The sequence below is a fragment of the Deinococcus sp. AB2017081 genome, assembly GCF_034440735.1.
GTDB classification, from domain to species: Bacteria; Deinococcota; Deinococci; order Deinococcales; family Deinococcaceae; genus Deinococcus; species Deinococcus rufus.
This window is the reverse complement of sequence record NZ_CP140098.1, coordinates 2,864,466-2,887,811: the sequence shown is the minus strand read 5'-3', so window position 1 is coordinate 2,887,811 and position 23,346 is coordinate 2,864,466. Positions and strand designations below refer to the sequence as shown.

Below are 23,346 nucleotides of genomic sequence, written 5' to 3'. Positions count from 1 at the left end.
GGAACCGGGCATCACGGGAGTGTACCCGCCCACGCGGTACCAACGAACCGCGCCGCCTGGACTGTTCCGGGCGGCGCGGTCAGAAAGCTGACTCAGTGGTCGTGCGAGTCGGGCGTGTGGGCGTGCCCGTGGTCGAGTTCCTCGCGGGTGGCGTCGCGCACGCCCAGCACGGTCACGTCGAAGTTCAGGGTCTCGCCGGCCAGGGGCGGGTTGAAATCCACCTGCACGGTGTCACCGTTCACGGCGATCACGGTGAAGGGAATCACGCTGCCGTCCTCGGCCTGGGCGTAGTACGTCGCGCCGATCTCCACGTCGTCCTCGAAGTCGGTGCGGTCGAGCTCCTCGACGTTCTCCTCGTCGCGGGCGCCGTAGCCGTCCTCGGGAGCCACGGTGACCTGCACGCGGTCGCCGGTGGTGTGGCCTTCCAGGGCCTTCTCCAGACCGGGGATGATGTTGCTGTGGCCGTGCAGATACGTCAGGGGCTCGCCGGACTCGCTCTGGTCGATGACCTCGCCGTTCACGGTGAGTTTGTAGTCGAGATCGACAACTTTGTCCTGGGTGATGTTCATGGGGGTCTCCGATCCTGCGGTGAGGTGGTGCAGCCCCCGGAGTGTACCCCCTGGCCTGCGTGGCGGGAATGACCCGGTTTTTTCATGTGGGAATCATCGGTCGCCGTTTATCCGCGCTCAGCGCACGCGGAAGGCCCAGCTGACCCGCCCGGCCGTGGTCACGAAGCTCACCCGCACGGCTGCTCCGGCGGGCAGCGGTCGCCGGGGCAGCAGCACTGCCGCGCCCTGCGCTGCCAGCACGTTCCGCCCCGCCTGGGTGTCCGCCTCCGCCCCGCCCTGGAAGGTCTGCGCGGTCAGCAGGCACGCCGCGACAGGGCGGCCGTTCACCTTCAGCGCGGCGTTGCGCACGGTGGTGTCCGGGCCGAGCAGCAGCGCCACCGGCGCTCCCAGCGGCCCCGGGTTCCCCGGACACGACGCCATGGGGTCGGGCCACTCCGAGGTGGCGGCCACCGTGTAGGGACTCACGCGGCCCGGTGCGGGAAAGCGCACGGGGTACGTGCCCGTGCCCTCCAGCCCCCGCTGCACGTCCAGCACGGCGGCCGACTGCACCGGGCCCGAGTCGTCGTGCGCCACGCCCAGCGCCGCGCGGGACAGGCGCGGGTCGATCAGCTGCGGCAGGTGGAACGCACCGGTCGCCCAGTACGCCACGGCCCGCTCAGCGCCAGAGTCCGCCTGCGACGACACGAAATAGTGTCCGGCCGCACAGGTCTCGCCCGCCGCCGTGCGGTGTGGGCTGGCCGGGTCTTCGCGGTGCTCGCCCCGGTCGGTTCGCACCAGATACCGGGCGTGAGATGTGCAGCCTGGAGCCCAGTCGGGCTCGCCGGTGACCGCCGCCACCCCGGCCAGTGCCCGCACTGCGTTTACAGATGTCATTGGAGAGTGCTCGGCCGGTGCCGGTGGAGGAGACGCCGGCGTGGCAGGTGCCGGGGAGGTCGGCTCAGGCGTGGCTGCTTCGGGTGGCACCGGTTCTGGCGCTGGGAGCGGCGGCACCACCACTGTCGGAGGCACACCCACCGGTTCCGGTGACGGCGCTGGCGTGGAGGAGGCTGCCTCTGGCCCAGACCGCTGCCCCGGCAGCCAGCCGGCCGCCCACAGGCCGGCCACGCCGAGCCCGAAGAGAACGGCGAACAGCAGCAGCGCGAGCACGGCGCGGCGGATCATGTGAGGTCATGGTACGGACGGCAGGGACGCGTGGATCACCGCCCACGCCTATCCTGCCTTCATGACCGCTCCCCGCCCGGACTTCCCCATGCACGTCAGCGTCGAGCAGGCCCGCGAGATGCTGGCCGCCCTGCTCCCCGCCCCCGCGACCGAGACCGTGGGCCTCGCGGACGCCCTGGGCCGCACCCTGGCCGCGCCCCTGGGTGCCCTGGTCAGCCATCCCAGCGCCACCGAGAGTGCCCTGGACGGCATCGCATGCCGCGAGGCCGATACGTGGGCGGCCACGGCGGCGGCCCCGGTGCGCCTGCGCGTGGTCGGGGAGAGCCGCGCCGGGCTGCCTTTCACCGGCACCGTGGGCGAGGGCGAGTGCACGCGCATCTACACGGGCGCGCCCATGCCCCCCGGCACCGAGGCGATCTGCCCGGTCGAGGAACTGGCTGATGACGGCGACGACGTCCTGCTGCGCCGTCCGGCCAGCCCCGGCGACGTCCGCCCCGAGGGCGGCGACTTCCGTGCCGGAGATGACGTGATGGCGGCGGGCCTGCTCCTGACCGCCCCCCGCGTGGCCCTGGCTGCCGCGCTGGGCCACCGTGAGCTGGCGGTACGCCGCCGCCACCGTGTGGCCCTCCTGAGCACCGGCGACGAGGTCGTGGAGCCCGGCGAGCCCCTGAGTGCCGGTCAGGTCTACGACTCCAACCGCTACGGCCTGGCCGCCATGCTGCGCGAGTGCGGCTGCGACGTGCTGATGCTGGGGCACGCGCCGGACTCGCCGGACGCGCTGCACGCCGCCATAGAGAGCGCGGGCGGGGCCGACCTGCTGGTCACCAGCGGCGGCGTCAGCATGGGCAGATACGACTTCATGCGCGACCTGCTGATCGAGCATGGCCGCGTGGCGTTCTGGAAGGTGCGGATGCGGCCCGGTGGCCCCGCGCTGCTGGGGGGGTGGCAGGGCCTGCCGGTGATCGGCCTGCCGGGCAATCCGGTCAGTTCCCTGGTGGTCTTCCACGTGATCGTGCGCCCCGCCCTGACCGGCCAATCCCTCCAGTCGCTGACCCTGCGGGCCGCCACACCCTTCCGCGCCCTGCCGGACAAGACGGCGTTCTGGCGCGGTGTGATCGACGGCGGCACCGTGCGTGACTACGGCAGGCAGGGCAGCGGCATCCTGCGCTCGCTCAGCGACGCCGACGCCCTGGTGATCGTGCCCGAGGGCCGCGCGGTCGCGGCGGGCGACGACGTGCAGGTCGTGCTGCTGTAGGACAGGTCGGGGGAACAGGTACCGGCCTTCATCACGTCTTGATCTGGCGCTGACCCGGCGGTGGGACGGTAGGCTGTGCTCTGCACTGAACAACTGTTCACGGGCACGTGCCATCCGTTTAGGTGGCCGCGCCCTGGAGGTCGACCCATGAACCGATCCCGTCTCACGCTGTCCCTGGCCCTGCTGACGGTTCCGCTGGCGGCGGCCCAGACCGTGGCCCCCGCCCCCCTGACCGTGCCTGGCGACACGCGCCCCGACGCACCGGAACTCGCTGCCCGTGGGCAGTACGCCGTCGGCGTCCGCACCCTGAACCTCGTGAACAGGGGCCAGCAGGACATCGTGAATGCGCCGAAGGAGGGAGCGATCCCGCGCTACGACCGCCCGCTCACCGTGGAGGTGTGGTACCCCGCGCCCGGCGTGAGCGGCAGCGGCAGCACCACGTACCCCGACGTCCTGGGCAGTGGCCCCGGCGACCCCAGACGGCCCAACACCCCCTTCGAGACGCCGGGCCGCGCCACCCGCGACGCGCCCGCCGTGCAGGCCGGGCCGTTCCCGCTGGTGATCCTGTCGCACGGGTACCCCGGCAGCCGCATCCTGATGTCGTACCTGGGCGAGAACCTGGCGAGCAAGGGGTACATCGTGGCGTCGATCGACCACACCGATTCCACGCACGGCGACAAGGCGGCATTCGCGAGCACCCTGGTGAACCGCGCGCTGGACGACACGTTCGTGATCGGCGAGATGGCGCGGCTGGGCGCGGCCGGCAGCGGGTCGTTCCTGAGCAACGTCGTGAATGCCGACCAGACCGGCATCGTCGGGTACTCCATGGGCGGGTACGGCGCGCTGAACGCCGCCGGGGCCGGCTTCGGCCCGCAGATGGCCCCCCTGGTGCCCGGCGGCGCGTTCGCGCAGCGGCAGGTCGGCAACTACACGGTCGATCCACGCATCAAGGCCGTCGTGGCCCTCGCGCCGTGGGGCGGAGACGCCGCCGTGAAGGCCATCGGCGTGAACTTCGGCGGCAAGTACGGCTTCTGGGAGGATGCCGGGCTGGCGAACCTCAAGGTGCCCACCATGTTCATCGTCGGCGACCGCGACGACGTCGCCTTCTACGAGGGCGGCGTGAAACCCCTGTTCGAGAACGCCGTGAACACGGAGCGGTACATGGTCGTGTACCAGAACGCCTCGCACAACAGCGCCCCCAACCCGCCGCCTACCGCGTCCCTGGGCAACTTCGACGACTACATGCACTACGCCGAACCCGCGTGGGATCTGGGCCGCCTGAACAACCTCAACCAGCACTTCGTGACGGCGTTCCTGAACCTCAAGCTCAAGGGCCAGGCTGCCGCCGCCGAGTACCTGAACGTTCCCGTGCAGAAGTCCAACGACATCAAGTTCAGCCGCAACGCCGACGGCACCCCCAAACCCGACGACACGTCCTGGAAGGGATTCAAAGATCGGACGGCACGCGGGATCGAGCTGTACAAGCTGATGCCGAAATAGTTAAGTAGATCGAAGTTGATCTTTAGATCAACCGAGCGGACTCGCAGAGCTGCGAAGCAGAGCGAGTATCGAAAAAAGTACGTCGTAGCGAGAATGGAGAGATTCCGGCGCTGTCGCGGAAGCTCGTAATGGTAGCTACGACGTACTTAGCGGAACTCGCCGACCCGCAGCAGCGGCCCTCCCCGTCCGTCGATCCGGGCGGGGAGGGTCTCGGTGCGGACGACCGCGCCCGTGTCCGCATCCACCGTCTCGAAGGTCGCGCGGCGCTGCGCCGGGAACAGCGTGAGCAAGGTCATGGTCGAGCGGGCCGTGCCGGGATGGCCCACGTAGTCTCGCCCGCCGATGCCGCCGCTGGACAGGATGTTCAGACGGCCCAGCCGACCGGGGTAGTACGCGGCGTGGTGCCCGTGGACGTACAGCAGCACGTCGCCCGCCTCCATGACCTGCCGCAGCGCGTCGGCGTCGCGGATGACCTCGCCGGGGCGGTTCTTGTCGGCGCTCACCCCGGCCAGCGGCAGGTGCCCCACGACCAGGCGGAGGCCCGCCGCCCGTGCCGGGGCCGACGCGAGCTGTGCGGCCAGCCACGCACGCTGCGCGGCGTCCACGTCCGGCCCGCTGGCATCCAGCGACGCCACGAACACCGAGCCGTCGGCCAGAGTGAAGCTGGAGCGGAACGGGAACGCAGCCCGGTCGGTGGAGGTCACGTCCGGCACGTGCGCCGCCCAGTACGCCCGTGCCTCGCGCCGGTCGCGGGGGGCGGCGGGGCTCGCGTCGTGATTGCCCAGCGTGAACACGAACGGGATTCCAGCGTCGGCCAGAGGTCGCCGCACGTCCCGGTCGAAGGCGGCCCACATGGCCCGCACCTGCACGTCGGTCAGGCTGGCCTTCTGCCCCCCGATCAGGTCGCCGGCCGACAGCACGGCGTCAGGCTGCCACTCCTGTGTGATGCGCGTGATGCTGCGACCCAGCGCGGGAGGGTACGTGATGCTGCCGTAGGGGCCGTTGAAGTCGCCCAGGATCGCCACTCGCACGGTAGCTGCCGGCGCGTTTGGAACTGGTGGCGTGGCCGACAGCATCAGCGGCAGCAGGAGCAGGAGAAAGAGGCGCGGCACGTCCGCAGTTCATCACGGTTCCTTGAGCCGGGCATCAGCCGGAGCTGACGCGGGTGGCCCAAGCTGGGGTATGCCCACCGATAACCGCGATCCCCTGCCCGTGAATCCCACCCTGATGCCGCACACAGAACCCGTCCGCGACGACCAAGCCGCCGAGCAGGGCCATCTCCCCGACGTCCTGCCCGACGCGCCGGGCGTTCCGGTGCCCACCACCGACGGTCTGAGTGCCCAGGAGGTCACGGATCTGGTCGGCGGTGGGGATGCCTCCATGGTCGAGGCCAACCGGGCGCTGGAGCAGGCCGAAGGGCTCGATCCGGACACCGAGAGCTGACGGGGGGGGAGCTGACCCTATCCTGCGGGCATGCAGTCCATCGCCGACGTCCGTGCCGCGTGCGCCGCGCTGCCGCACTCGCAGGAGACCTTTCCCTTCGGCCCGACCACGCTGGTCTTCAAGGTCGCCGGGAAGATGTACGCCCTGACGGACATCCACGCCGACCCCGTCACGGTATCCGTGAAGGTGCGCCCCGAGCGCGGCGATGAGCTGCGCGCCGCCCACGATGCCATCACGCCCGGGTACCACCTGAACAAGCGCCACTGGATCACCGTGACCCTCGACGGCCGGGTGCCGGGCGACCTTGTCCGGGAACTGCTGGCCGGCAGCCACGCGCTCGTCGTGGCGGGCCTGACCCGTGCGCAGCGGGCGGAGCTGGGCCGGTGAGGGTCATCCTCGGCGCGGGCGAACAGCGCTGGGACGGCTGGGTGCCCACGCAGCGCGCGGAACTCGACCTGCTTGACCCGGACACCTTCGTCGCCTTCTTCAGCGACCGGCGGGCCGATGCGTTCCTCTGCGAGCACGTGTGGGAGCACCTGACGGTCGAGGAGGGCGAGCGCGCCGCCCGGCTGGTCTTCGGATACCTGAAGCCCGGCGGGGTGCTGCGCGTGGCCGTGCCCGACGGGCACCACCCCGACCCGGCGTACCGCGCGCTGGTCGCCGTGCACGGCCCCGGCCCTGCCCACGACCACGAGGTGCTGTACACCCTGGAGACCCTCGTGCCCGTGTTCACGCGCGCGGGATTCGACGTGCAGCCCCTGGAGTGGTGGGACGCGGCGGGCACCTTCCACCACGTGCCGTGGCAGGTCAAGGACGGCCCCATCTACCGCAGCCGTCTGCTCGACCACCGCAATGCCGAGTGGCGAGAGGGCAGGGGAGGGCCGGGCTTCACGAGCGTGATCCTCGACTGCCGCCGCCCATGAGGGAGGGTCACAGTCTGGCCGCTGGCACTGCTCGTGGTGCAGGGCCGAGGGCCAGTGTGGTCAGCCTGCCTTACTGGAGCAAAAACAGAAAAGCCGTGCCGGTTGGCCTTTTCCCTGTCTCCCCCTGAGGGGAGGTGCCCCGCAGGGGCGGACTCGCAGAGCGCGAAGCGAGGGGTTTGCCCACCGTGCTACCGAACCCCCCGCTCTGCGCTGGCCCTGAGGCATTGCCCCCACCCCGCCTCCGAGCAAAAACCAGGCTCGAATTACGCTATTTACATATCGACGGAATGCCGCTAAGCTGAAAGGTGAAACGCCCCACCATCCCACTCTGCACGAGGTTCCCGCATGATCGTCGAAACCAAGCTCATCGGCCGCCGCACTCCGTTCGAACGCCGCCCCATCGACCTGCCCGACGGCCCGCACACCCTGCGCGGCCTGCTGACGCATCTCGTCCACCACGAGGTCGCCGCGTACCACGAGCGGCAGGCCGGCGTGGGCATGCTGCGCGTCATGACCGAGCGCGAGCTGCAGGACGGCGCGGCCGGTGGCCGCGTGGCGGTGGCCCCACAGGAACGCGGCGTGGCCGTCAGCGCCGACGACGCCACCCGCACCGCCCTGACCGCCTTCGGCGACGGACTGTACTACGTGTTCATCGACGACCGGCAGGTCTCCGACCTCGACGCGCCCGTGGCCCTGCGCCCCGACAGCACCCTGCTGATCGTGCGCCTGACCGCACTGGCCGGGGGCTGACCGTGGACGTTCAGGAACTCCTCCGCTCGTACGAGCAGCCGTGGAAGGCGGACTTCGAGACGCGGCTGGGCACCCTGCCGCCGGAGCTGGCCGGTCCCCTGCGATCCGTCCACCGGGGCTCCGGCGATCCCCAGGAGCGCGAGCGGGTGCAGGAGGCCGTCACCGCCGCCCTGCACGCCAGCGACGCTGCCACCCGCCACGCCATCGCCGCCGTGTTCTTCCCGCACTTCCCGGACGTGGCCGCCCGCACGCTGGACGCCCTGCTGACCCGGCACCCGTACCCGCAGGGGTACGCCCGCCGCGCCTTCCGCGCGCCCGGTCACGTGCTGGCCGCGGCGCACGCGCAGGCGTGGCTGTGGCAGACGTGGCACGTGACCCGCGAGTACCCGCAGCCCATCGAGTGGTTCGCGGTACACGCGGGTCTGCTGAATGCGTGGCAGGCGCACGGCCTGGGCCTGCTGCTGGGGCAGGCGGTCAGCGACGGCGACGAGGAGGTCTTTCAGATCCTGCGCGACACCGCCGGCACGCAGCACCCGGTCGCCCGCATGGGCCGCCATGTGCCCGCCGCCCTGCTGTCCAGCACCCGCGAGGACGCCTGGGCACTGGCCGAAGGCCTGTTGCTGGCCGCCCAGCGCCAGGAGGGCCTGCGACAGGTGATCCTGGAGACGGTGGACGAGGCCAGCGTGGACGCCTTCACGCGGATGCTGCGCGTGATCCTGCGCGACGACCTGCTGCGCTTTGCCGCCACGCTGCGGGCCGCGTGCGTGTGGTTCGGCCTGAACTACGACGTGACCGACGTGAAGACCGTGCGGGCGCTGCTGACCCAGGCGCTGAGTTATCTGGAGGACAGCGAGGCGGCCCGCGCGGCCGTGACCTCCGGCGCTGCGGTGGATTCCTACCTGGCCCTGTTCGTGCTGGGGATGCGCGACGCCGTGCAGGCCGCCGACGTGGCCCGCCCCCTGCTGACCGACCCGGACGCCGCCCTCCGCATGGCCGCCGCCCAGTACCTGATTGCCGCCGACCTCCTGACCGACGAGGATCGCCGCACGCTGCTGCGGGACGCCGACCTGCGCCTGGCCGCGCTGGCCGGGGGGGCGGTGAGCCGCTGGGGAACCAGCAACACCGTCTTCACCTTCGAGGAGTACGAAACCTACGCCCTGCGCCTGCCGGATGCCGCGCGGCACGACCCGCTGTTGTTCCCGTGGCAGGGGCACGTGCCCGCCCGCAGTGACGCGCTCGATACCCTGCCCATCCTGCGCGGTGAGCGGCCCTTCTCAGCGCTGGCCCCGCACCTGGGTGGCATGAGCATCTACGGCAAGACCGCGCTGCTGCGCCAGCTGGCCGAATATGCCAAGTCGCACCCGCTGGACGCGCCGACCCGGACACTGCTGCTCACCCTGCTGCAGGATCGCAACAGCAGTGTGTCGCAGGAGGCCGTGACCGTCATGGCCCACTTCACCCCGCACCCGGACGAGGTCGCGGTGGTGCATACCCTGCTCAGGCGCAAGAGCGCCGACCTGCGCCGGGGTCTGATCCGCCTGCTGGCCGCCGACAGGGACATCGCGCAGAGCAGTGCCCTTGCGCTGCTGGGCACCACGAACGCCGAGCAGCGGCAGGCGGGCCTGCAACTGCTGCTGGAAACGGGCCGCCCCATCCCCGAGGGTTTCACCCCGAAGAACGTCACCGAGCAGACGCTGCTGGCCCGCCTGACTGACCCCGGCGCGCAGGTCACGCTGCGCGACGGGCTGGGCCTGTTCGACCCGGCGGGCCTGACCCGGCCCACGCCGCCCGCCGTGCGGGAGCGCGACTACCCGGCCGACCTGCAACGCGGCGCGGAGCTGCTGCGCTCACTGGACGCCGTGATCGTCGCCCACCGCGAGACACCCCTGACCGGCATGGGCTGGGACGGGCAGGAGACGATCCTGCTGGGCAACGTGTCGGGCTGGAACCTGAGGCCCCGCGAGAACCGGCCCATGCCGCTGCTCGACCTGTGGCAGGGCTGGTGGCAGGCCCGCCCGGATGCCCAGGACGGCGACCTGACCCGCATGCGCTGGACACTGTCGCACTTCGTGGAAAGGACGGACACCACGGCCGGCGAGCTGGAGGGGGAACTGGACTCCGGCGCTGACCTGAAGGCGGAACTGCTGGAGATCCTGGGGCTGGATCAGGACGATCTCGACGTGCTGGAGGACGCCGACGCCGACGAGCAGGCCGAGCACGAGGCGGCCATGACCTCCGCCCAGATCCTCCAGACCCTGCGCCGCTAGACGCTGCACCGCACGCTGGGGCCGCTGGTCGCCCTGCGGCTGGAGCACCCCGATCTGGTGGGGGCGGTGGTCAGCTTCCTGCACGGCGAGCACGCCACCCCCACCGACACCGACATGGCCCTGGACGCGTGGGAGACGGCGCTGTCGTACCTGCCGCCGGACGCCGAGATCCACGTCGATCCGCAGTATTCGTGGCGCTCCCAGGATCCCCGCGACCTGCTGTCACCGCTGCGGCCGTCCGGCGCGTGGACGACGTGGACTTCAGAACAGACCCAGCGCCTGTGGAACCTGACCGTGTACCAGGGCACGGCGTTCCCGAAGCTTCCCCGTCAGCGCCCCACCACCGTGCTGCTGCTGCACGCCTACGCGCACGGCTGGGCGACCCGTGACGACCTGTACGACCAGCTGATCGGCGAACGCCCGGAACGGCAGGGCTACTACTACAGCACCGATTTCGACGACCTGAGCACCTACACCCGCCGCACCGTGAAGGCCGACCTGCCCACCCACCCGGACTGGCGGGCCGCCGTGAGTGCCGTCCGTGACCGCGTGCTGGAGGTCGAGCTGGGGCGCGGCGACCTGGAGACGCCCGCCACCCGGCCCGCGCTGGCGGTGCAGGGCCTCCACGGCGCGGCGCTGACCCTGCGCCTGCTGGCGGGGCTGGGGAAGAATCCCCTGAAACGCGGCTACCAGGGCAGCAGCGAGAGCCGCGACGTGACCTTCAGCCACCTGACCCGCGTGTCGTTCCCGCAGCCCGGCGACACGGCCGCGAGCCTGCGCACCCAGGCCCACGCGCTGAAGATCCCGGATTCCCGCCTGCTGGATCTCGCGATGTTCGCGCCGCAGTGGGCCACGCTGGTCGCTGGGGCGCTGGGCTGGAAGGGCCTGGAGGGCGGCGTGTACTGGCTGCACGCCCACACCCGCGACACCAACTGGAGTGTGCCCGCCGACGTCCGCGAGGCGTGGGAGGCCGAGATCAGCGAGCGCACGCCCCTGAGCGCCACCGACCTGACCGAGGGCGCGGTGGATGTCGCGTGGTTCCACCGCACGTACAGGGCGCTGGGAAGGGAACGCTTCGCGGCCCTGCTGGACGCCGCCAAGTACGCGAGCAGCAGCGGCGGCCACAAACGCGCCGAACTGTATGCCCGCGCCGTCCTGGGAGAGCTGGACGAGACCGACCTCCGTGCCCGCATCCGTGAGAAACGCAACCAGGACGCCGTCCGGTCGCTGGGGCTGCTGCCGCTGGCCCGTGCGAAGGCGAAGGCCGCGAAGGAGCTGGAGGGGCGCTACCGCGTGATCAGCGACTTCCGCCGTGAGGCCCGGCAGTTCGGGGCGCAGCGGCAGGCCAGCGAACGCCTCGCCGCCGACATCGGCCTCCAGAACCTGGCCCGCACCGCCGGGTACACCGACCCGCAGCGCCTCGTGTGGGCCATGGAAGCCCGCACCGCGCCCGACTGGACACAGGCCGTCACGGTGGACGGCGTGACCCTGGGCATCGCCCTGACCCCCGGCGGCGAGGCCAGCGTGACCCTCCGGCGCGGCGAGAAGCCCCTCAAGACCCTGCCGCCCGCACTGAAGAAGGTGCCCGAGGTCGTCGCCCTGCGCGAGAGCGTCACAGAGCTGAACGCCACCCGCAAACGGATGCGTGCCGCGCTGGAAGAGGCGATGATCCGGGGCGACCACTTCCAGCCGCAGGAACTGCTTGATCTGGCGGCGCACCCGGTGATCGCCCCCATGCTGCGCGGCCTGGTGTGGATCGTGAACGAGGCGCACGCGGGCTGGTGGGACGGCGACACGCTGCACACGCCGAGCGGCCCGCAGCCCATCGGGGATCACGCGCTGCGGCTGGCGCACCCGCACGACCTGTTCGTGGGCGGCCACTGGACGGCGTTCCAGGCGCAGGTCATGGATCGTGGCTTGGCGCAGCCGTTCAAGCAGGTCTTCCGTGAGTACTACCCGCCCACCGCCGCCGAGCTGGACGCCCGCCGCAGCACCCGCTTCGACGGCCACCACGTCCAGCCCACGAAGGCCGCTGCCCTGCTCAAGACCCGCGGCTGGGTCGCTGTTCCCGAGGAGGGGGTGCGCAAGACCTGGCACGCCGAGGGCATCAACGTCTGGATCGACACCAGCCTGGGCTACGGCACGCCCAGCGAGGTCGAGGGCACCCCCCTGACCGCCGCGTACTTCGTCCAGCGCGACGGGCAGGAGGCCATGCCGCTGTCGCAGGTGCCGCCGCGCGTGTTCAGCGAGACCCTGCGCGACCTCGATCTGGTCGTGTCCGTGGCCCACGTGGGCGGCGTCGATCCCGAGGCCAGCCACAGCACCGTCGAGATGCGCGCGGCCCTGCTGCGCGAGACCCTGCGCCTGTTGACCCTCGATAACGTCCGCGTGATGAACGACCACGCCCTGATCGACGGCCACCACGCCCGCTACACCGTCCACCTGGGCAGCGGCACGGTTCACCGGCAGCCCGGCGGGTTCCTGTGCCTCATCCCCGTGCACAACCAGCACCAGGGCCGCGTGTTCCTGCCCTTCGCCGACCCCGATCCGCGCACGGCCGAGGTGATCAGCAAGGTGCTGCTGCTGGCCGAAGACCGCAGGATTCAGGATCCGACGATTCTGGAACAGCTGCGGTGAGGGGGCGTGCCAACCCCTCGCTTCGCGCTCTGCGAGTCCGCCCTTCGGGCACCTCTGCTTCGCAGCTCTACGAATCTCCTCAAGGGGAGGCAAGGAAAAGGCTGACCGGCACGCTTTTATTGGCTCCCGTTGAGGGGAGCTGGCCGCGGAGCGGACTGAGGGGTTCGCCCGCCCCCTCAGAAGCTCACCCCAGCGCCGGCAGCCCCACCCGCTCGCGGTACGCCGCCACCGGCTACGCCCGGCCACCACCCTGCCGTACCCACTCCACTGCGCCGTCCGCATCGCGCTGGAACCGGAACGCCTCGCCCACCGCGCCGAAGCCGGCCTCGGGCGCGGGAGCCAGCGTGTCGGCGTCCACCACCGTCAGCTCCGTGACGCTCAGGCCCGGGTCGCCCTGCGGGGACAGGGACACCAGACGGCCATTCAGGTTCACCACGTCGTACACGCCCCAGTCGGTCGCGTAACGCCCGGTGAAGCTGTCCAGGTCGAGGCCCGGCGCGTCCGTCTGCTCCTTGTCCGGAGTCTTCGCCGCCACATCGATCACCTTCACCAGATTCGTCGCCCACTCGGTCGCCGGGCCGCCCAGGCAGTTCGTCAACACCGACACAGACAGTCCTGACGCCGGATCGAGCCACGACTGCGTGATGTGCCCCGGAAACCCGCCCGAGTGACCCACCAGCGCCCGCCCGTTCACCTCGTCGATGATGAAGCCCAGCCCGTACCAGCGCCGCACGGGGCGTGTCACCTCTGATTCCCTGCGCTGCATCAGTCGCTTTGAGGCGTCGGCCAGCAGCTCGGTGCGCCCCGGCGTGTGCGCGGACAGGTAGGCGGTCACGTCTTCGGCGGTGCCGTAGAAGCCGGTGGCCGCCGCCATCGCCCGCGTGTCGCTGGACGGCAGCACGCGCCGCGCGTCGTTCCCGGCCAGCCGCCCGCTGTGCCCCGCCGCCAGCTCCGGCTCCCGCGCCGCCCGGAGTTCCGGCCCTAGGTTCATTAGCTTCAGCGGCCCGGTGATGTGCGCCGCGATGTAGTCCTCGTACGACTGCCGGCTGGCGGCCTCCACGATCAGGCCCAGCAGCGAGTAGCCCATGTTCGAATACTTGAAGTGCTGGTTTGCCGGGAAGACGCTCTGGGCGCGGCATAGCTCAATCAGCGCCTCACGGTTGGGGAAGTCGTGCAGCTGCTGCCAGTAGTCGCTGTCGGCCCCGTCGCGGTTGATGCCCGACTGGTGCCCCAGCAGTTCCCGAACTGTCAAGGCCGCCGCGGGCGAGCCCTCCAGTTCCGGCAGCCAGTGCCCCGCCGGGTCGTCCAGCCGCACGATCCCGGCCTCAAGGAGCTGTAACACCGCCGTCGCCGTGAAGGTCTTGGAGTGCGAAGCGATGCGGAACAGGTGCCCCGGCGTGAGCGCTTCGCCAGTCGCCTCGTTCGCCACGCCCAGCGCAAATGACGCCGCCAGCTCGCCACCCACCCGCACCGCCACCTGCACGCCCGGCACCCGCGCCAGATCCCGCTGGTACTCCAGCCAGGACTGGAGGTAAGGGGCCAGGGCGCGGACGGTGTCGAGGAGAGGCATGCGGCGAAGGTAGCGCGTCTGGCCGTTCGGACGCACGGCGGTTCAGGTGGGCTGGACGAACGGGCAAGGGCGTCCCGGTGTGCCCAGGACGCCCCGCTGTTCAGAAGCTCAGAACGCCGTTTCGAGTGCTCCCAGCGCTGCGTCGGCATCCGTCACGCCCGCCTGGGCCATGTCGGGCCGGCCGCCGCCCTTGCCGCCGCCGGCCGCGGCGAGCTTGCCGATGAGCTGGCCGGCGTGGGCACCGCGGGTCACGGCGTCCTTGGTGGCCTTGACGACCAGCCCTTTATCGCCCGCCAGCACGACCATGTCCGCGCCGCTCTGGTCGAGGAGTTTGTCGGCGGCGGCGCGCAGGTCGTTGCCCTCGATGCCCGCGAGCTTCAGGGTGGCCACCCGGAACCCGCCGAGGTCGCGGGTCTGCGCGGCGCTGCCGGTGCCGCCGCCCATCTGCGCCTCGGCGAGCTGGCGGCGGACGGCGGCCATGTCCTTGTCGGCGGCCTTGAGCTGCGCCTGCAGGCCGGTCACGCGGGCTTCCAGACCATCCGGGCTGGTGTTCAGCAGCGCAGAGGCCTTCGCAGCACCGTTCAGGCGTTCGCGCACCCACGCGGTCGCCTGCTCGCCCGCCAGCGCTTCCACGCGGCGCACGCCGGCGGCGACGTTCTCGTCGGACAGGATCACGAACGCGCCGATGTCCCCGGTGCGGGTCACGTGCGCGCCGCCGCACAGTTCCATGGAGCTGACCGGCTGCCCGGCGTAGTCCACGTTCCCGCCGACCCGCACGACGCGCACGGTCTCGCCGTACTTCTCGCCGAACAGCGCGGTCGCGCCCGCGGCCTTCGCCTCGGCGATCGGCATCTCCTGCCACGTCACGGGGAAGTTCGCGCTGACCCAGCGGCTCACCAGGGTCTCCACGGCGGCGATCTCCTCGGCGCTCAGGGCCGTGCCGTGCGAGAAGTCGAAGCGCAGGCGGTCGGCGGCGACCAGCGAGCCCTTCTGCTGCACGCCGCTGCCCAGCACCGCCCGCAGCGCCGATTGCAACAGGTGCGTGGCGGTGTGGTGCCGCTGGATGGCCTGCCGCTCGCCGGATACGACGCCGCGCACGCTCACGCCTTCCTTCAGCTCGCCGGACTCGACCAGCACGTCGTGCAGGAACACGCCCTGCGGCGTCTTGCGGGTGTCGCGCACCACGCCCATGCCACCGTCCCACTCGATGCGGCCCGTGTCGCCCACCTCGCCGCCGCCCTCGGCGTAGAAGGGCGTGCGGGACAGCACGACCGTCGCCTCCGACCCGGCGGGCAGGTGGTTCAGGCGCTCGCCCGCGCCGACGAGCGCCACGACCTCGCCGTCGGCTTGGAGGTGGTCGTACCCGACGAACTCGGTGGGGGAGAGGCCATCGAGCGCTTCCTGGTTCCCGCCGAACAGCTCGGACTTGCCGTACTTGCTGCCCGCCCGCGCGAGGTTCTGCGCGTTCTCCAGGCTCTCGGCGTACCCGGCCTCGTCCACGCTGATGCCGTACTCCTCGGCGATCTCCTTGGTCAGGTCGACGGGGAAGCCGTAGGTGTCGTACAGGATGAACGCGTCGTTGCCGGACAGCGTCGCGCCCTTCTCTAGGCCGGTCAGCAGTTTCCCGAGGCGCTGGATACCGCCCTCCAGCGTGCGCAGGAAGCTCTCCTCCTCGGCCTTCACGGTCGCCTCGATCTTCGGCAGGTTCTCGCGCAGTTCCGGGTACGCGTCGCCCATGCGCTCGGCGACGATGGGCACGAGCTTGTACAGGCTCGGCTCGCGCAGGCCCAGCAGGTAGGCGTGGCGGCACGCGCGGCGCAGGATCTTACGCACCACGTACCCGCGCCCGGTGTTGCTCGGCTGGCTGCCGTCCGCGACGACCATGCTGACCGAGCGGATGTGCTCGGCCACCACACGGTGCGACACGCTCTGCGGGCCCTCGTACGGCTGGCCGCTCAGCTCGGCCACGCGCGCCACGATCGGCGCGAACACGTCGTTGCTGTAGAAGTCGTACACGTCCTGCACGACCGTGGCGATGCGTTCCAGGCCCATGCCGGTGTCGATGTTCTTGAACGGCAGATCCTTCAGCACCGGCGTGCCGTCGGGCAGGGGTTCCTGGCGGTCGAACTGGGGGAACACGCAGTTCCAGATCTCCAGGAAGCGGGCGCTCTCGCGGGTGTCGGCGTACTCGGCCCAGGTGTCGTCGCCGTACTTCGGGCCGCGGTCGTAGAAGATCTCGCTGCACGGGCCGCACGGGCCGTTCGGCCCCTCCTTCGGCGCGTCGGCCGGCCAGAAGTTCTCGTCCGCGCCGAACCGCAGGATGCGCTCGGGCGGCAGGCCGTTCTCCTGCGTCCAGATCGCGAAGGCCTCCTCGTCGTCCTGGTAGATGGTCGCGTACAGACGCTCCTTGTCCAGGCCCATCCACTCGGGACTCGTCAGGAACTCCCACGCCCACGTCAGCGCCTCACGCTTGAAGTAGTCGCCGAAACTGAAGTTCCCGAGCATCTCCAGCAGCGAGCAGTGCCGCAGCGTGCGCCCCACGTTCTCGATGTCCCCGATCCGCAGGCACTTCTGCGCGGTGGTCACGCGCTTGCTGGCCACGCCGTCGAACACGGCGGGCGCGCCCATGAACTGCTCCTTGAACGGCTGCATGCCGGCCACGGTGAACAGGGTCGTGGGATCGGGGGCGATGGTGGAGTAGCTGGGCAGACGCAGGTGGCCCTTGCTCTCGAAGAAGTGCAGGTATTTCTCGCGGATCTCGGCGGTGGACAGCGGGCCAGTCATAAAGGACAGTCTAGCGCGGGGCGGGAAAGGGACAGGAACTGTCGTCCGCCTTCAGGCGAGGGGCAGCGTGTACAGCGTGACGTCGAAGCCCAGCACGGTGCGCCGCCCGACCGGCGTGAAGCCGTGGCCCTCGTACAGCGCGCGGAGTTTTGGGCGCGCGGTCGCGGTGTCCAGTCTCAGCGCGCCCACGCCCCGTACCCGCGCCTCCCGCGCCGCGTGGTCGAGCATCCACGCCGCCAGCCCCCGGCCCTGCGCGTCCGGGTGGACGGCGAGTTTGTGCAGGTACAGGGCGTCGCCGGGTGCGTCGTCCGGCCAGAACAGCGGATCGTGGGGCAGCAGGGACAGGCACGCCGCGGCCAGCGCCCCGTCCCACGCGACCCGCCACGACGCCGCCGGGTAGTGCCGCAGCAGGCGCTCCGGCGTTAGGGTGTGCGGGGGCCACAGCGGCTCGCCGCGCGCCTCCAGGGCGAGGGCGGCGGCGGTCAGGATGCGAGACGCGGCGTCCACGTCCCCGGACGTCACGGTCAGCGGCGGAGTGGCGGACGTCAACGCCGGCTCCCCTGGACAGGAAGCCGGCGCGCCACGAGGACGGGCATCCTCAGTCCATGTCCACGGCCCACCACGCCTCGCGCTGGGCGGCCAGGCGGGCGCGCGGGTCGCCGATGGAGTCCAGCGCCTTGGCGAGGCCCTGCCAGTCGGGTTCGCTCATGGGGTCGATGGCCAGGGCGCGCTGGTGGAACTGCGCGGCGTCCTTGGCCTTGCCGGCGGCGGTGGCGGCCTTCGCGGCGATGCCGAGCAGGCTGAACTGCTTCTGCTCCAGGCGGGCGCGCACGTCGTCCACCCACGGGCTGTCCGCGCCCGGCAGGAAGTTCCCGTACTGCCCGATGAGTTCGCGCATCTCCTCCAGGCCCAGGGTGCCCTGTTCGGCCTGCGCGGTCAGGAGTTCGAAGCGCTGCACGTCGTACTCGGGGTTCAGGTCGCTGTTCAGCGCGTAGCGGCGGTTCGCGCTGACCACCGCGTCGTTGCTCAGGCTGCGGCGCAGGCGGTGCAGGGTGGTGTGGAACAGCGAGCTGGCGCGCGCCTCGTCCTTCTCGGGCCACAGGGCCTCGGCGGCCTCCCAGGAGGTGACCTCCTTGTGCTCCAGCAGATAGAAGAACAGTTCCAGCGCCTTGCGGCTCACCCACGACACGGGCGCGCCCTGCCACACGACCTGCGCGGTGCCCAGGCCCTTGGCGAGCATGCCGCTCTCGCCCTGCAGGGTCAGGCCCGCGCGCCTGAGGCGGGCATCGACGGCGGTCGTCAGGTCGGCGGGCGTGAAGGGCTTGGGCAGGTAGTCGTCGGCCCCCAGGTTCATGCCGCGGCGCACGTCGTTGCGCTCGGCGTGGCTGGAGAGCAGCATGAACGGCACGCTGGCGAGCTGCGGGTTCTCGCGGATCTTCTCCAGGAACTCCAGGCCCGTCATGTACGGCATGACCACGTCGCTGACCACCAGATCCGGCGTGAAGACCTTCAGGAGGTCGAGCGCCTCCACGGGATGGCTGCTGGTGCGAACCTCGTGCCCGGCGCGTGAGAGGATCACGCTCACGAGCTTCAGGATGGCGGCGTCGTCATCCACGACCAATATCCGGGGCATGAGGAAAGTCTAACAGGAACGTGCCGCCTGTGAGGACGGCTGTGTGGGGTTCCTCACGTCGTCTGAGACGCACCGGACGTCTGATGTGCCCTACCCTGGAAGGCATGACCGCGCCCCTGACCGTGATTCATGCCCATACCCTGACCCTGGATGACGTGCAGCACGATGTTGAAGCGGTGGTCGTCGGCGGTGGGCGCGTTCTGGCGACGGGTTCACGCGAGGAGATGCGTGCCCTGGCACCGCGTGCGGAGGTGCTCGACCACCGCGACCTGCTGCTCACACCGGGCCTGTGCGATGCCCACATCCACCTCGTCATGTACGGCGCCTCCCTGTCCGAGGTGAATCTGGCCGGGGCCCGCAGCGTGGCCGAGGTGCAGGCCCGTGTGGCCCAGCGGGCCCTGGCCACGCCGGCCGGCACGTGGATCCGGGGGGGCGGCTTCCTGCTTCCGGAACTGGGCCTGAACGACTACCCACCGGCCACGCTGCTCGATGGCGTCAGCCCGCACCATCCGGTGATCCTGTATTCGCGCGACCACCACATGACCTGGGTGAACTCGGCGGCGCTGCGGCTGGCGGGTGTGACCGACAGCACGTCCGATCCGGCCGACGGGAAGATCGTCCACCCTCTGGGCTGTCTGCTGGAGGGTGCGTCCGATCTGGTTGCGGCACACCTTCCCCAGCCCACGGACGCCGAATGGCTGGCCCACGCACGGGCCGGCGCCGACGACCTCGCCGCGCGGGGATTCGTCAGCGCGCACACCATGGCCTACGAGGAGCCCGGTGCGCCGCGCGCGCTCCAGACCCTGGCGACCAGGGGAGAACTGCCGCTGCGCGTGTGGGCGTGCCTGCCGCACCAGCGGTTGGAACAGGCCCGCGACCTGGGCCTGGCGGGCAGCGCCGGCGGGATGTTCCAGTGGGGCGGCGTGAAGTTCTTTGCCGACGGAGCGCTGGGCAGCCGCACCGCGTGGCTCCACGCCCTCGGCTTCGCGGATGGGTCGGGCACCGGCATTGCCCTTGACCCGCCGGAACTGATCGTCGAGCGTGGGCGACAGGCCATTGCGCTGGGCCTCACACCCGTCACGCACGCCATCGGTGACCGGGCCAACACGGAAGTGCTGAACGCCTACGACCAGCTCCGCCCCGACGCCGAGGCACGCGGCATCCGCCTGCGGATCGAGCACGCGCAGCACCTGCGGCCCCAGGACATCCCGCGCTTCCGGGGCCTGACCGCCAGCGTGCAGCCCATCCACCTCCAGGCCGACGCCGCCATGATCCGCACGCTGCTGCCGCATCTGGAGGGCACCAGCTACGCCTTCCGGTCGCTGCGGGACGCCGGGGCGGTGCTCGCCTTCGGCAGTGACGCGCCGGTCGCCCCACCGGAGATCCGCGCCACCTTTGCCGCCGCCGTGTCCCGCGTCGGCGACGACGGTGGTCGCCTGGCCCCCGGCGAGGCCCTGACCGAACTGGACGTGCTGCACGCCTACACCCGTGGCCCCGCGCAGGCCGTGGGCTGGGACGACGAGGGCATCATCCGCCCCGGTGCCCGCGCCGCCTTCACGCTGTGGGACCGTCTGGGGGGCAACGCGCGGGCGCTGGTGCTGTAACCCTCACCAGTCGCCCCGAACGCAGCGCAGCCGCACCTCCAGCCGCCGGATCGGGATCAGCACGGCCGCGCCCCATGCCCACAGCGTCCCCTCCTCGGCCGCCGCTGCCTGGATGTAGCCGCCCATGCGGGCCCAGTCGGCCCCGGTGCCGCATCCGGCCACCCGCAGCGCCGCCAGTAGATCGGCGTGGATGTGCTCGCTCACCATCAGCTCGCCGCACGTCAGCGGGCCGGTCAGCGGCGCGGCGCACCCCGACGCCACCGCCGGCCACCCGCCCCCCTGGGCCAGGAAACTCCCGATGAACACGGGCAGCGTCCCGGTAAACCACGCCGGATCGTCGAAGGCGGGCAGGTTCGCGCAGCCGATCTCCAGCACCCGTTCCTGAATCCGCACGAACGGGGCCTCGTTCTCACTGACCAGTGGCAGCCGGGCAGCCAGCGCGGTTCGCGTGTCGGCGCAGGCGTTCACCGGGGCCGCGTGGGCGGTGCCCAGGAGCATCGGCAGGAGCACCAGCAGCGTCAGCAGAAAGCGCGGGATCACTTCTGGACGCTACGCCGGATTGGGGCGGCATGGAAGACGGCACCGAGACGTGCCCGGTGCCGCGTGGTGGAGATGGTCAGCCCTTGACGACGATGTTGATGATCCGGCCGGGCACGTAGATCTCCTTCACCGTCTCCCTGCCCTCGACGAAGCGGGCCACGTCGGCATTCGCGCGGGCAGCGGCCATCGCCTCGTCCTGGGTGGCGGTCTTGGAGATCGTGACCTGCCCGCGCACCTTGCCGCCCACCTGCACCCCGATGGTCACAGTGTCTCGGGTGGCGGCGGCCTCGTCCACGGCGGGCCAGGACTGCGTGTGCACGCTGCCCTCCAGCCCGCGCTGGTGCCAGATCTCCTCGGCGATGTGCGGGACGACCGGGGCCAGCAGGCGGTTGAAGATGTCCAACGCCTCGTCCCACGCGGCGGTGCCGGCGGCGGGCGAGCGCTTGGCCTTCACCAGCGTGTTCGTCAGTTCCATCAGCGAGGCGATGATGGTGTTGAAGCTCAGGCGGTCGAAGTCGCCCGTCACCTTCTTCAGGGTGCTGTGCACGGCGTAGCGCAGGTCGGCCTCGGTCGTGGTCTCGGCGGGGCCGCTCGTGCCGTCCTCGAAGTACACGTTCCACACGCGCGACAGCCACTTCGCGGGGCCGTTGATGCCCTGCGGATCCCACGGGCCGCCCAGCTCCCACGGCGCGATGAACATCAGGTACGTGCGCACGGTGTCCGCGCCGTACTCGCGCACCAGGTCGTCCGGGTCGACGACGTTCCCGCTTGATTTGCTCATCTTCTCGCCGTCCTCGCCCAGGATCATGCCCTGGTTGCGCAACCTTGCGAAGGGCTCGCTGTGCTTGGTCAGGCCCAGGTCGCGCATGACCTTCACCCAGAAGCGCGAGTACAGCAGGTGCAGGATCGCGTGCTCGATGCCGCCCGTGTACAGGTTCACCGGCATCATGCCGTCCTTGCTCGGGTCGAACGGGCCGTCGTGGTAGCCGGGGCTCAGGTAGCGGTACATGTACCAGCTGGAGTCCACGAAGGTGTCCATGGTGTCCGTGTCCCGCTCGGCGGGGCCGCCGCACACCGGGCAGGTCGTTGCCAGCCACGCCCTGTCCAGCTTCAGCGGGCTCTGGCCGGTCGGGGTGAACGCCACGTTCTCCGGCAACCGGACGGGCAGCTGATCCTCGGGCACCGGCTGCGCGCCGTGCTCGGGGCAGTGCACGAAGGGAATGGGCGTGCCCCAGTACCGCTGGCGGGCGAACAGCCAGTCGCGCAGGCGGTACGTGGTCTTCGCGGTCGCGATGCCGCGCGCCTCCAGCCGCTCCACGATCCCCGCGATGCTGGCCTTCCCACCGGGCAGGCCGTCGAACTCGCCGGAGTTCACGATCACGCCCTCGCCGGTGTACGCCTCTCCGGCGTCCGCGGCCATCGGCTCGCCGCCTTCGGCACGGATGACCTCCACGATGTCCAGGCCGAACTGCCGGGCGAACGCGAAGTCGCGCTCGTCGTGGGCGGGCACGGCCATGATCGAGCCGGTGCCGTACGTGACCAGCACGTAGTCCGCCACCCAGATCGGCAGCTGGTGCCCGGTGATGGGGTGCGTGGCATAGCTGCCGGTGAACACGCCGGTCTTCTCGCCCTCCTGCTGGCGTTCCACGTCCGTCTTGCGGCCCGCCGCCGCCACGTAGGCCTCCACGGCGTCACGCTGCTCGTCGGTGGTCAGCGCGCCCACCTTGGCGTGCTCGGGGGCCAGCACCATGAACGTCGCGCCCATCAGGGTGTCCGGGCGGGTCGTGAACACCGTCTCCGGCCCGGCCGGCGTGTCGAAGGTCACCTCCGCGCCCACGGACTTCCCGATCCAGTTCGTCTGCATCAGGCGCACCTTCTCGGGCATGTCGGTATCGCTGAAGTCCAGCAGCTCGTCGGCGTAGTCCGTGATCTTCAGGTACCACTGGCTCAGGTTGCGTTTCTCCACGGCCGTGCCGCAGCGCTCGCAGTGGCCGTTCACGACCTGCTCGTTCGCCAGCACCGTCTGATCCTTCGGGCACCAGTTCACGAAGCCGCCCTTCTTGTACGCCAGGCCGCGCTTGTAGAACTCGATGAAGAACCACTGGTTCCAGCGGTAGTACTCGGGGTCGCTGGTGGCGAACTGGCGGCTCCAGTCGATCATGGTGCCCATGCGCCGGAACTGCCCGACCATGCGCTCGATGTTCGCGTATGTCCACTTCGCCGGATCGACGTTGTTCTTGATCGCCGCGTTCTCGGCGGGCAGCCCGAAGGCGTCGAAGCCCATCGGGAACAGCACGTTGTACCCGCGCATCCGCAGCCAGCGCGCCCGCGCGTCCGGGGCCACGTTCGCGTACCAGTGCCCGATGTGCAGGTTTCCAGAGGGGTACGGGAACATCGTCAGCGCGTAGAACTTCTCGCCGGGAGCAGATTCGTCGAAGGTGTACAGGCCGCTCCTCTCCCACGCGTCCTGCCACTTCTGCTCGATGGCGTGCGGGTTGTACCGCTCCATGCGCGGCTCGGGGATGTGGATGGGGCTCTCGTTGTTCGTCTGGGTCATGGCTGTACTCCTTGGAAGGGTCAAAAAAAGCCCCGGCACGCAGCCGGGGACGCTCGAACACACCTTGCGGTCAGTCGAGGCGTCCCCGGATGGCAAGCGCAGAGCGGATCATGCCTGAAGTGTAGCGCAGCCCGGCGGGGAACGTCATGCGCC

Annotated in this window: 18 protein-coding genes; 9 read left to right on the top strand and 9 right to left on the bottom strand. The window is 70.8% G+C overall.

What is annotated here, in order from left to right:
• Nucleotides 1–92 precede the first annotated feature (92 nt).
• Nucleotides 93–569, bottom strand: a complete 477-nt coding sequence (locus tag U2P90_RS14035) for an FKBP-type peptidyl-prolyl cis-trans isomerase (RefSeq protein ID WP_295814433.1) — start codon at nucleotides 567–569, stop codon at nucleotides 93–95.
• A 117-nt stretch (nucleotides 570–686) separates the two neighbouring features.
• Nucleotides 687–1,442 (bottom strand): CAP domain-containing protein, encoded by a 756-nt coding sequence (locus U2P90_RS14030; RefSeq protein ID WP_322472625.1) that lies wholly within the window; start codon nucleotides 1,440–1,442, stop codon nucleotides 687–689.
• 349 nt (nucleotides 1,443–1,791) lie between these two features.
• Between U2P90_RS14030 and glp the strand changes: the two genes are divergently transcribed.
• A complete protein-coding gene (glp, locus tag U2P90_RS14025) occupies nucleotides 1,792–2,985 on the top strand; it encodes a gephyrin-like molybdotransferase Glp (protein WP_322472624.1) in 1,194 nt (397 codons plus the stop codon).
• Nucleotides 2,986–3,132: 147 nt separating this feature from the next.
• On the top strand, nucleotides 3,133–4,485 hold the full coding sequence (locus U2P90_RS14020; protein ID WP_322472623.1) for an alpha/beta hydrolase family protein: 1,353 nt from the start codon (nucleotides 3,133–3,135) through the stop codon (nucleotides 4,483–4,485).
• 146 nt (nucleotides 4,486–4,631) lie between these two features.
• Here U2P90_RS14020 and U2P90_RS14015 read toward each other — a convergent pair whose 3' ends face one another.
• Nucleotides 4,632–5,597: a metallophosphoesterase family protein gene (locus tag U2P90_RS14015; protein WP_322472622.1), complete on the bottom strand. Its 966-nt coding sequence runs from the start codon at nucleotides 5,595–5,597 to the stop codon at nucleotides 4,632–4,634.
• 70 nt (nucleotides 5,598–5,667) lie between these two features.
• Here U2P90_RS14015 and U2P90_RS14010 point away from each other — a divergent pair, with 70 nt between their 5' ends.
• The 6 genes from U2P90_RS14010 (at nucleotide 5,668) to U2P90_RS13985 (ending at nucleotide 12,505) form a co-directional block, all read left to right on the top strand.
• Nucleotides 5,668–5,928, top strand: coding sequence for a hypothetical protein (locus U2P90_RS14010; protein ID WP_322472621.1), 261 nt, complete (start codon nucleotides 5,668–5,670; stop codon nucleotides 5,926–5,928).
• 30 nt (nucleotides 5,929–5,958) lie between these two features.
• Complete coding sequence (locus tag U2P90_RS14005) at nucleotides 5,959–6,315, top strand: MmcQ/YjbR family DNA-binding protein (RefSeq protein WP_322472620.1); 357 nt, start codon at nucleotides 5,959–5,961, stop codon at nucleotides 6,313–6,315.
• Nucleotides 6,312–6,851 carry a class I SAM-dependent methyltransferase gene (locus U2P90_RS14000; RefSeq protein WP_322472619.1) on the top strand — a complete coding sequence of 180 codons (540 nt, stop codon included), beginning with the start codon at nucleotides 6,312–6,314 and terminating at the stop codon, nucleotides 6,849–6,851. Before U2P90_RS14005 ends, U2P90_RS14000 begins: the two co-directional genes overlap by 4 nt.
• A gap of 345 nt (nucleotides 6,852–7,196) precedes the next feature.
• Nucleotides 7,197–7,601: a hypothetical protein gene (locus tag U2P90_RS13995; RefSeq protein ID WP_322472618.1), complete on the top strand. Its 405-nt coding sequence runs from the start codon at nucleotides 7,197–7,199 to the stop codon at nucleotides 7,599–7,601.
• Between the two features lie 2 nt (nucleotides 7,602–7,603).
• Nucleotides 7,604–9,868, top strand: coding sequence for a hypothetical protein (locus U2P90_RS13990; RefSeq protein ID WP_322472617.1), 2,265 nt, complete (start codon nucleotides 7,604–7,606; stop codon nucleotides 9,866–9,868).
• A gap of 66 nt (nucleotides 9,869–9,934) precedes the next feature.
• A complete protein-coding gene (locus tag U2P90_RS13985; RefSeq protein ID WP_322472616.1) occupies nucleotides 9,935–12,505 on the top strand; it encodes a DUF4132 domain-containing protein in 2,571 nt (856 codons plus the stop codon).
• A gap of 232 nt (nucleotides 12,506–12,737) precedes the next feature.
• Here U2P90_RS13985 and U2P90_RS13980 read toward each other — a convergent pair whose 3' ends face one another.
• The 4 genes from U2P90_RS13980 to U2P90_RS13965 all read right to left on the bottom strand — a co-directional run bounded on the left by U2P90_RS13980 (nucleotide 12,738) and on the right by U2P90_RS13965 (nucleotide 18,492).
• Nucleotides 12,738–14,075, bottom strand: coding sequence for a serine hydrolase domain-containing protein (locus tag U2P90_RS13980; RefSeq protein ID WP_322472615.1), 1,338 nt, complete (start codon nucleotides 14,073–14,075; stop codon nucleotides 12,738–12,740).
• A 108-nt stretch (nucleotides 14,076–14,183) separates the two neighbouring features.
• Nucleotides 14,184–16,859 carry an alanine--tRNA ligase gene (gene alaS, locus U2P90_RS13975; protein ID WP_322472614.1) on the bottom strand — a complete coding sequence of 892 codons (2,676 nt, stop codon included), beginning with the start codon at nucleotides 16,857–16,859 and terminating at the stop codon, nucleotides 14,184–14,186.
• Between the two features lie 51 nt (nucleotides 16,860–16,910).
• Nucleotides 16,911–17,408 (bottom strand): GNAT family N-acetyltransferase, encoded by a 498-nt coding sequence (locus U2P90_RS13970; RefSeq protein WP_322472613.1) that lies wholly within the window; start codon nucleotides 17,406–17,408, stop codon nucleotides 16,911–16,913.
• A gap of 49 nt (nucleotides 17,409–17,457) precedes the next feature.
• Nucleotides 17,458–18,492, bottom strand: a complete 1,035-nt coding sequence (locus U2P90_RS13965) for a response regulator (protein WP_322472612.1) — start codon at nucleotides 18,490–18,492, stop codon at nucleotides 17,458–17,460.
• A gap of 104 nt (nucleotides 18,493–18,596) precedes the next feature.
• Between U2P90_RS13965 and U2P90_RS13960 the strand changes: the two genes are divergently transcribed.
• Nucleotides 18,597–20,096: an amidohydrolase gene (locus U2P90_RS13960; RefSeq protein ID WP_322472611.1), complete on the top strand. Its 1,500-nt coding sequence runs from the start codon at nucleotides 18,597–18,599 to the stop codon at nucleotides 20,094–20,096.
• A gap of 3 nt (nucleotides 20,097–20,099) precedes the next feature.
• On the opposite strand, the gene U2P90_RS13955 is transcribed toward U2P90_RS13960, so the two are convergent.
• Together U2P90_RS13955 and leuS are read right to left on the bottom strand one after the other, a co-directional pair.
• The gene (locus U2P90_RS13955; RefSeq protein WP_322472610.1) at nucleotides 20,100–20,636 is read right to left on the bottom strand and encodes a hypothetical protein; all 537 of its coding nucleotides are present in this window, start codon (nucleotides 20,634–20,636) and stop codon (nucleotides 20,100–20,102) included.
• 76 nt (nucleotides 20,637–20,712) lie between these two features.
• Entirely contained in the window at nucleotides 20,713–23,193 is a 2,481-nt protein-coding gene (leuS, locus tag U2P90_RS13950) for a leucine--tRNA ligase (RefSeq protein ID WP_322472609.1), read from the bottom strand.
• Nucleotides 23,194–23,346 lie beyond the last annotated feature (153 nt).

Bases quoted from the DNA above. Each gene is read 5' to 3' on its own strand.
- U2P90_RS14030 (WP_322472625.1), bottom strand. From the start codon at position 1,442: ATGACATCTGTAAACGCAGTGCGGGCACTGGCCGGGGTGGCGGCGGTC.
- glp (WP_322472624.1), top strand. From the start codon at position 1,792: ATGACCGCTCCCCGCCCGGACTTCCCCATGCACGTCAGCGTCGAGCAG.
- U2P90_RS14035 (WP_295814433.1), bottom strand. From the start codon at position 569: ATGAACATCACCCAGGACAAAGTTGTCGATCTCGACTACAAACTCACC.
- U2P90_RS13980 (WP_322472615.1), bottom strand. From the start codon at position 14,075: ATGCCTCTCCTCGACACCGTCCGCGCCCTGGCCCCTTACCTCCAGTCC.
- U2P90_RS14005 (WP_322472620.1), top strand. From the start codon at position 5,959: ATGCAGTCCATCGCCGACGTCCGTGCCGCGTGCGCCGCGCTGCCGCAC.
- U2P90_RS14020 (WP_322472623.1), top strand. From the start codon at position 3,133: ATGAACCGATCCCGTCTCACGCTGTCCCTGGCCCTGCTGACGGTTCCG.
- U2P90_RS13960 (WP_322472611.1), top strand. From the start codon at position 18,597: ATGACCGCGCCCCTGACCGTGATTCATGCCCATACCCTGACCCTGGAT.
- U2P90_RS13965 (WP_322472612.1), bottom strand. From the start codon at position 18,492: ATGCCCCGGATATTGGTCGTGGATGACGACGCCGCCATCCTGAAGCTC.
- leuS (WP_322472609.1), bottom strand. From the start codon at position 23,193: ATGACCCAGACGAACAACGAGAGCCCCATCCACATCCCCGAGCCGCGC.
- U2P90_RS13995 (WP_322472618.1), top strand. From the start codon at position 7,197: ATGATCGTCGAAACCAAGCTCATCGGCCGCCGCACTCCGTTCGAACGC.
- alaS (WP_322472614.1), bottom strand. From the start codon at position 16,859: ATGACTGGCCCGCTGTCCACCGCCGAGATCCGCGAGAAATACCTGCAC.
- U2P90_RS14010 (WP_322472621.1), top strand. From the start codon at position 5,668: ATGCCCACCGATAACCGCGATCCCCTGCCCGTGAATCCCACCCTGATG.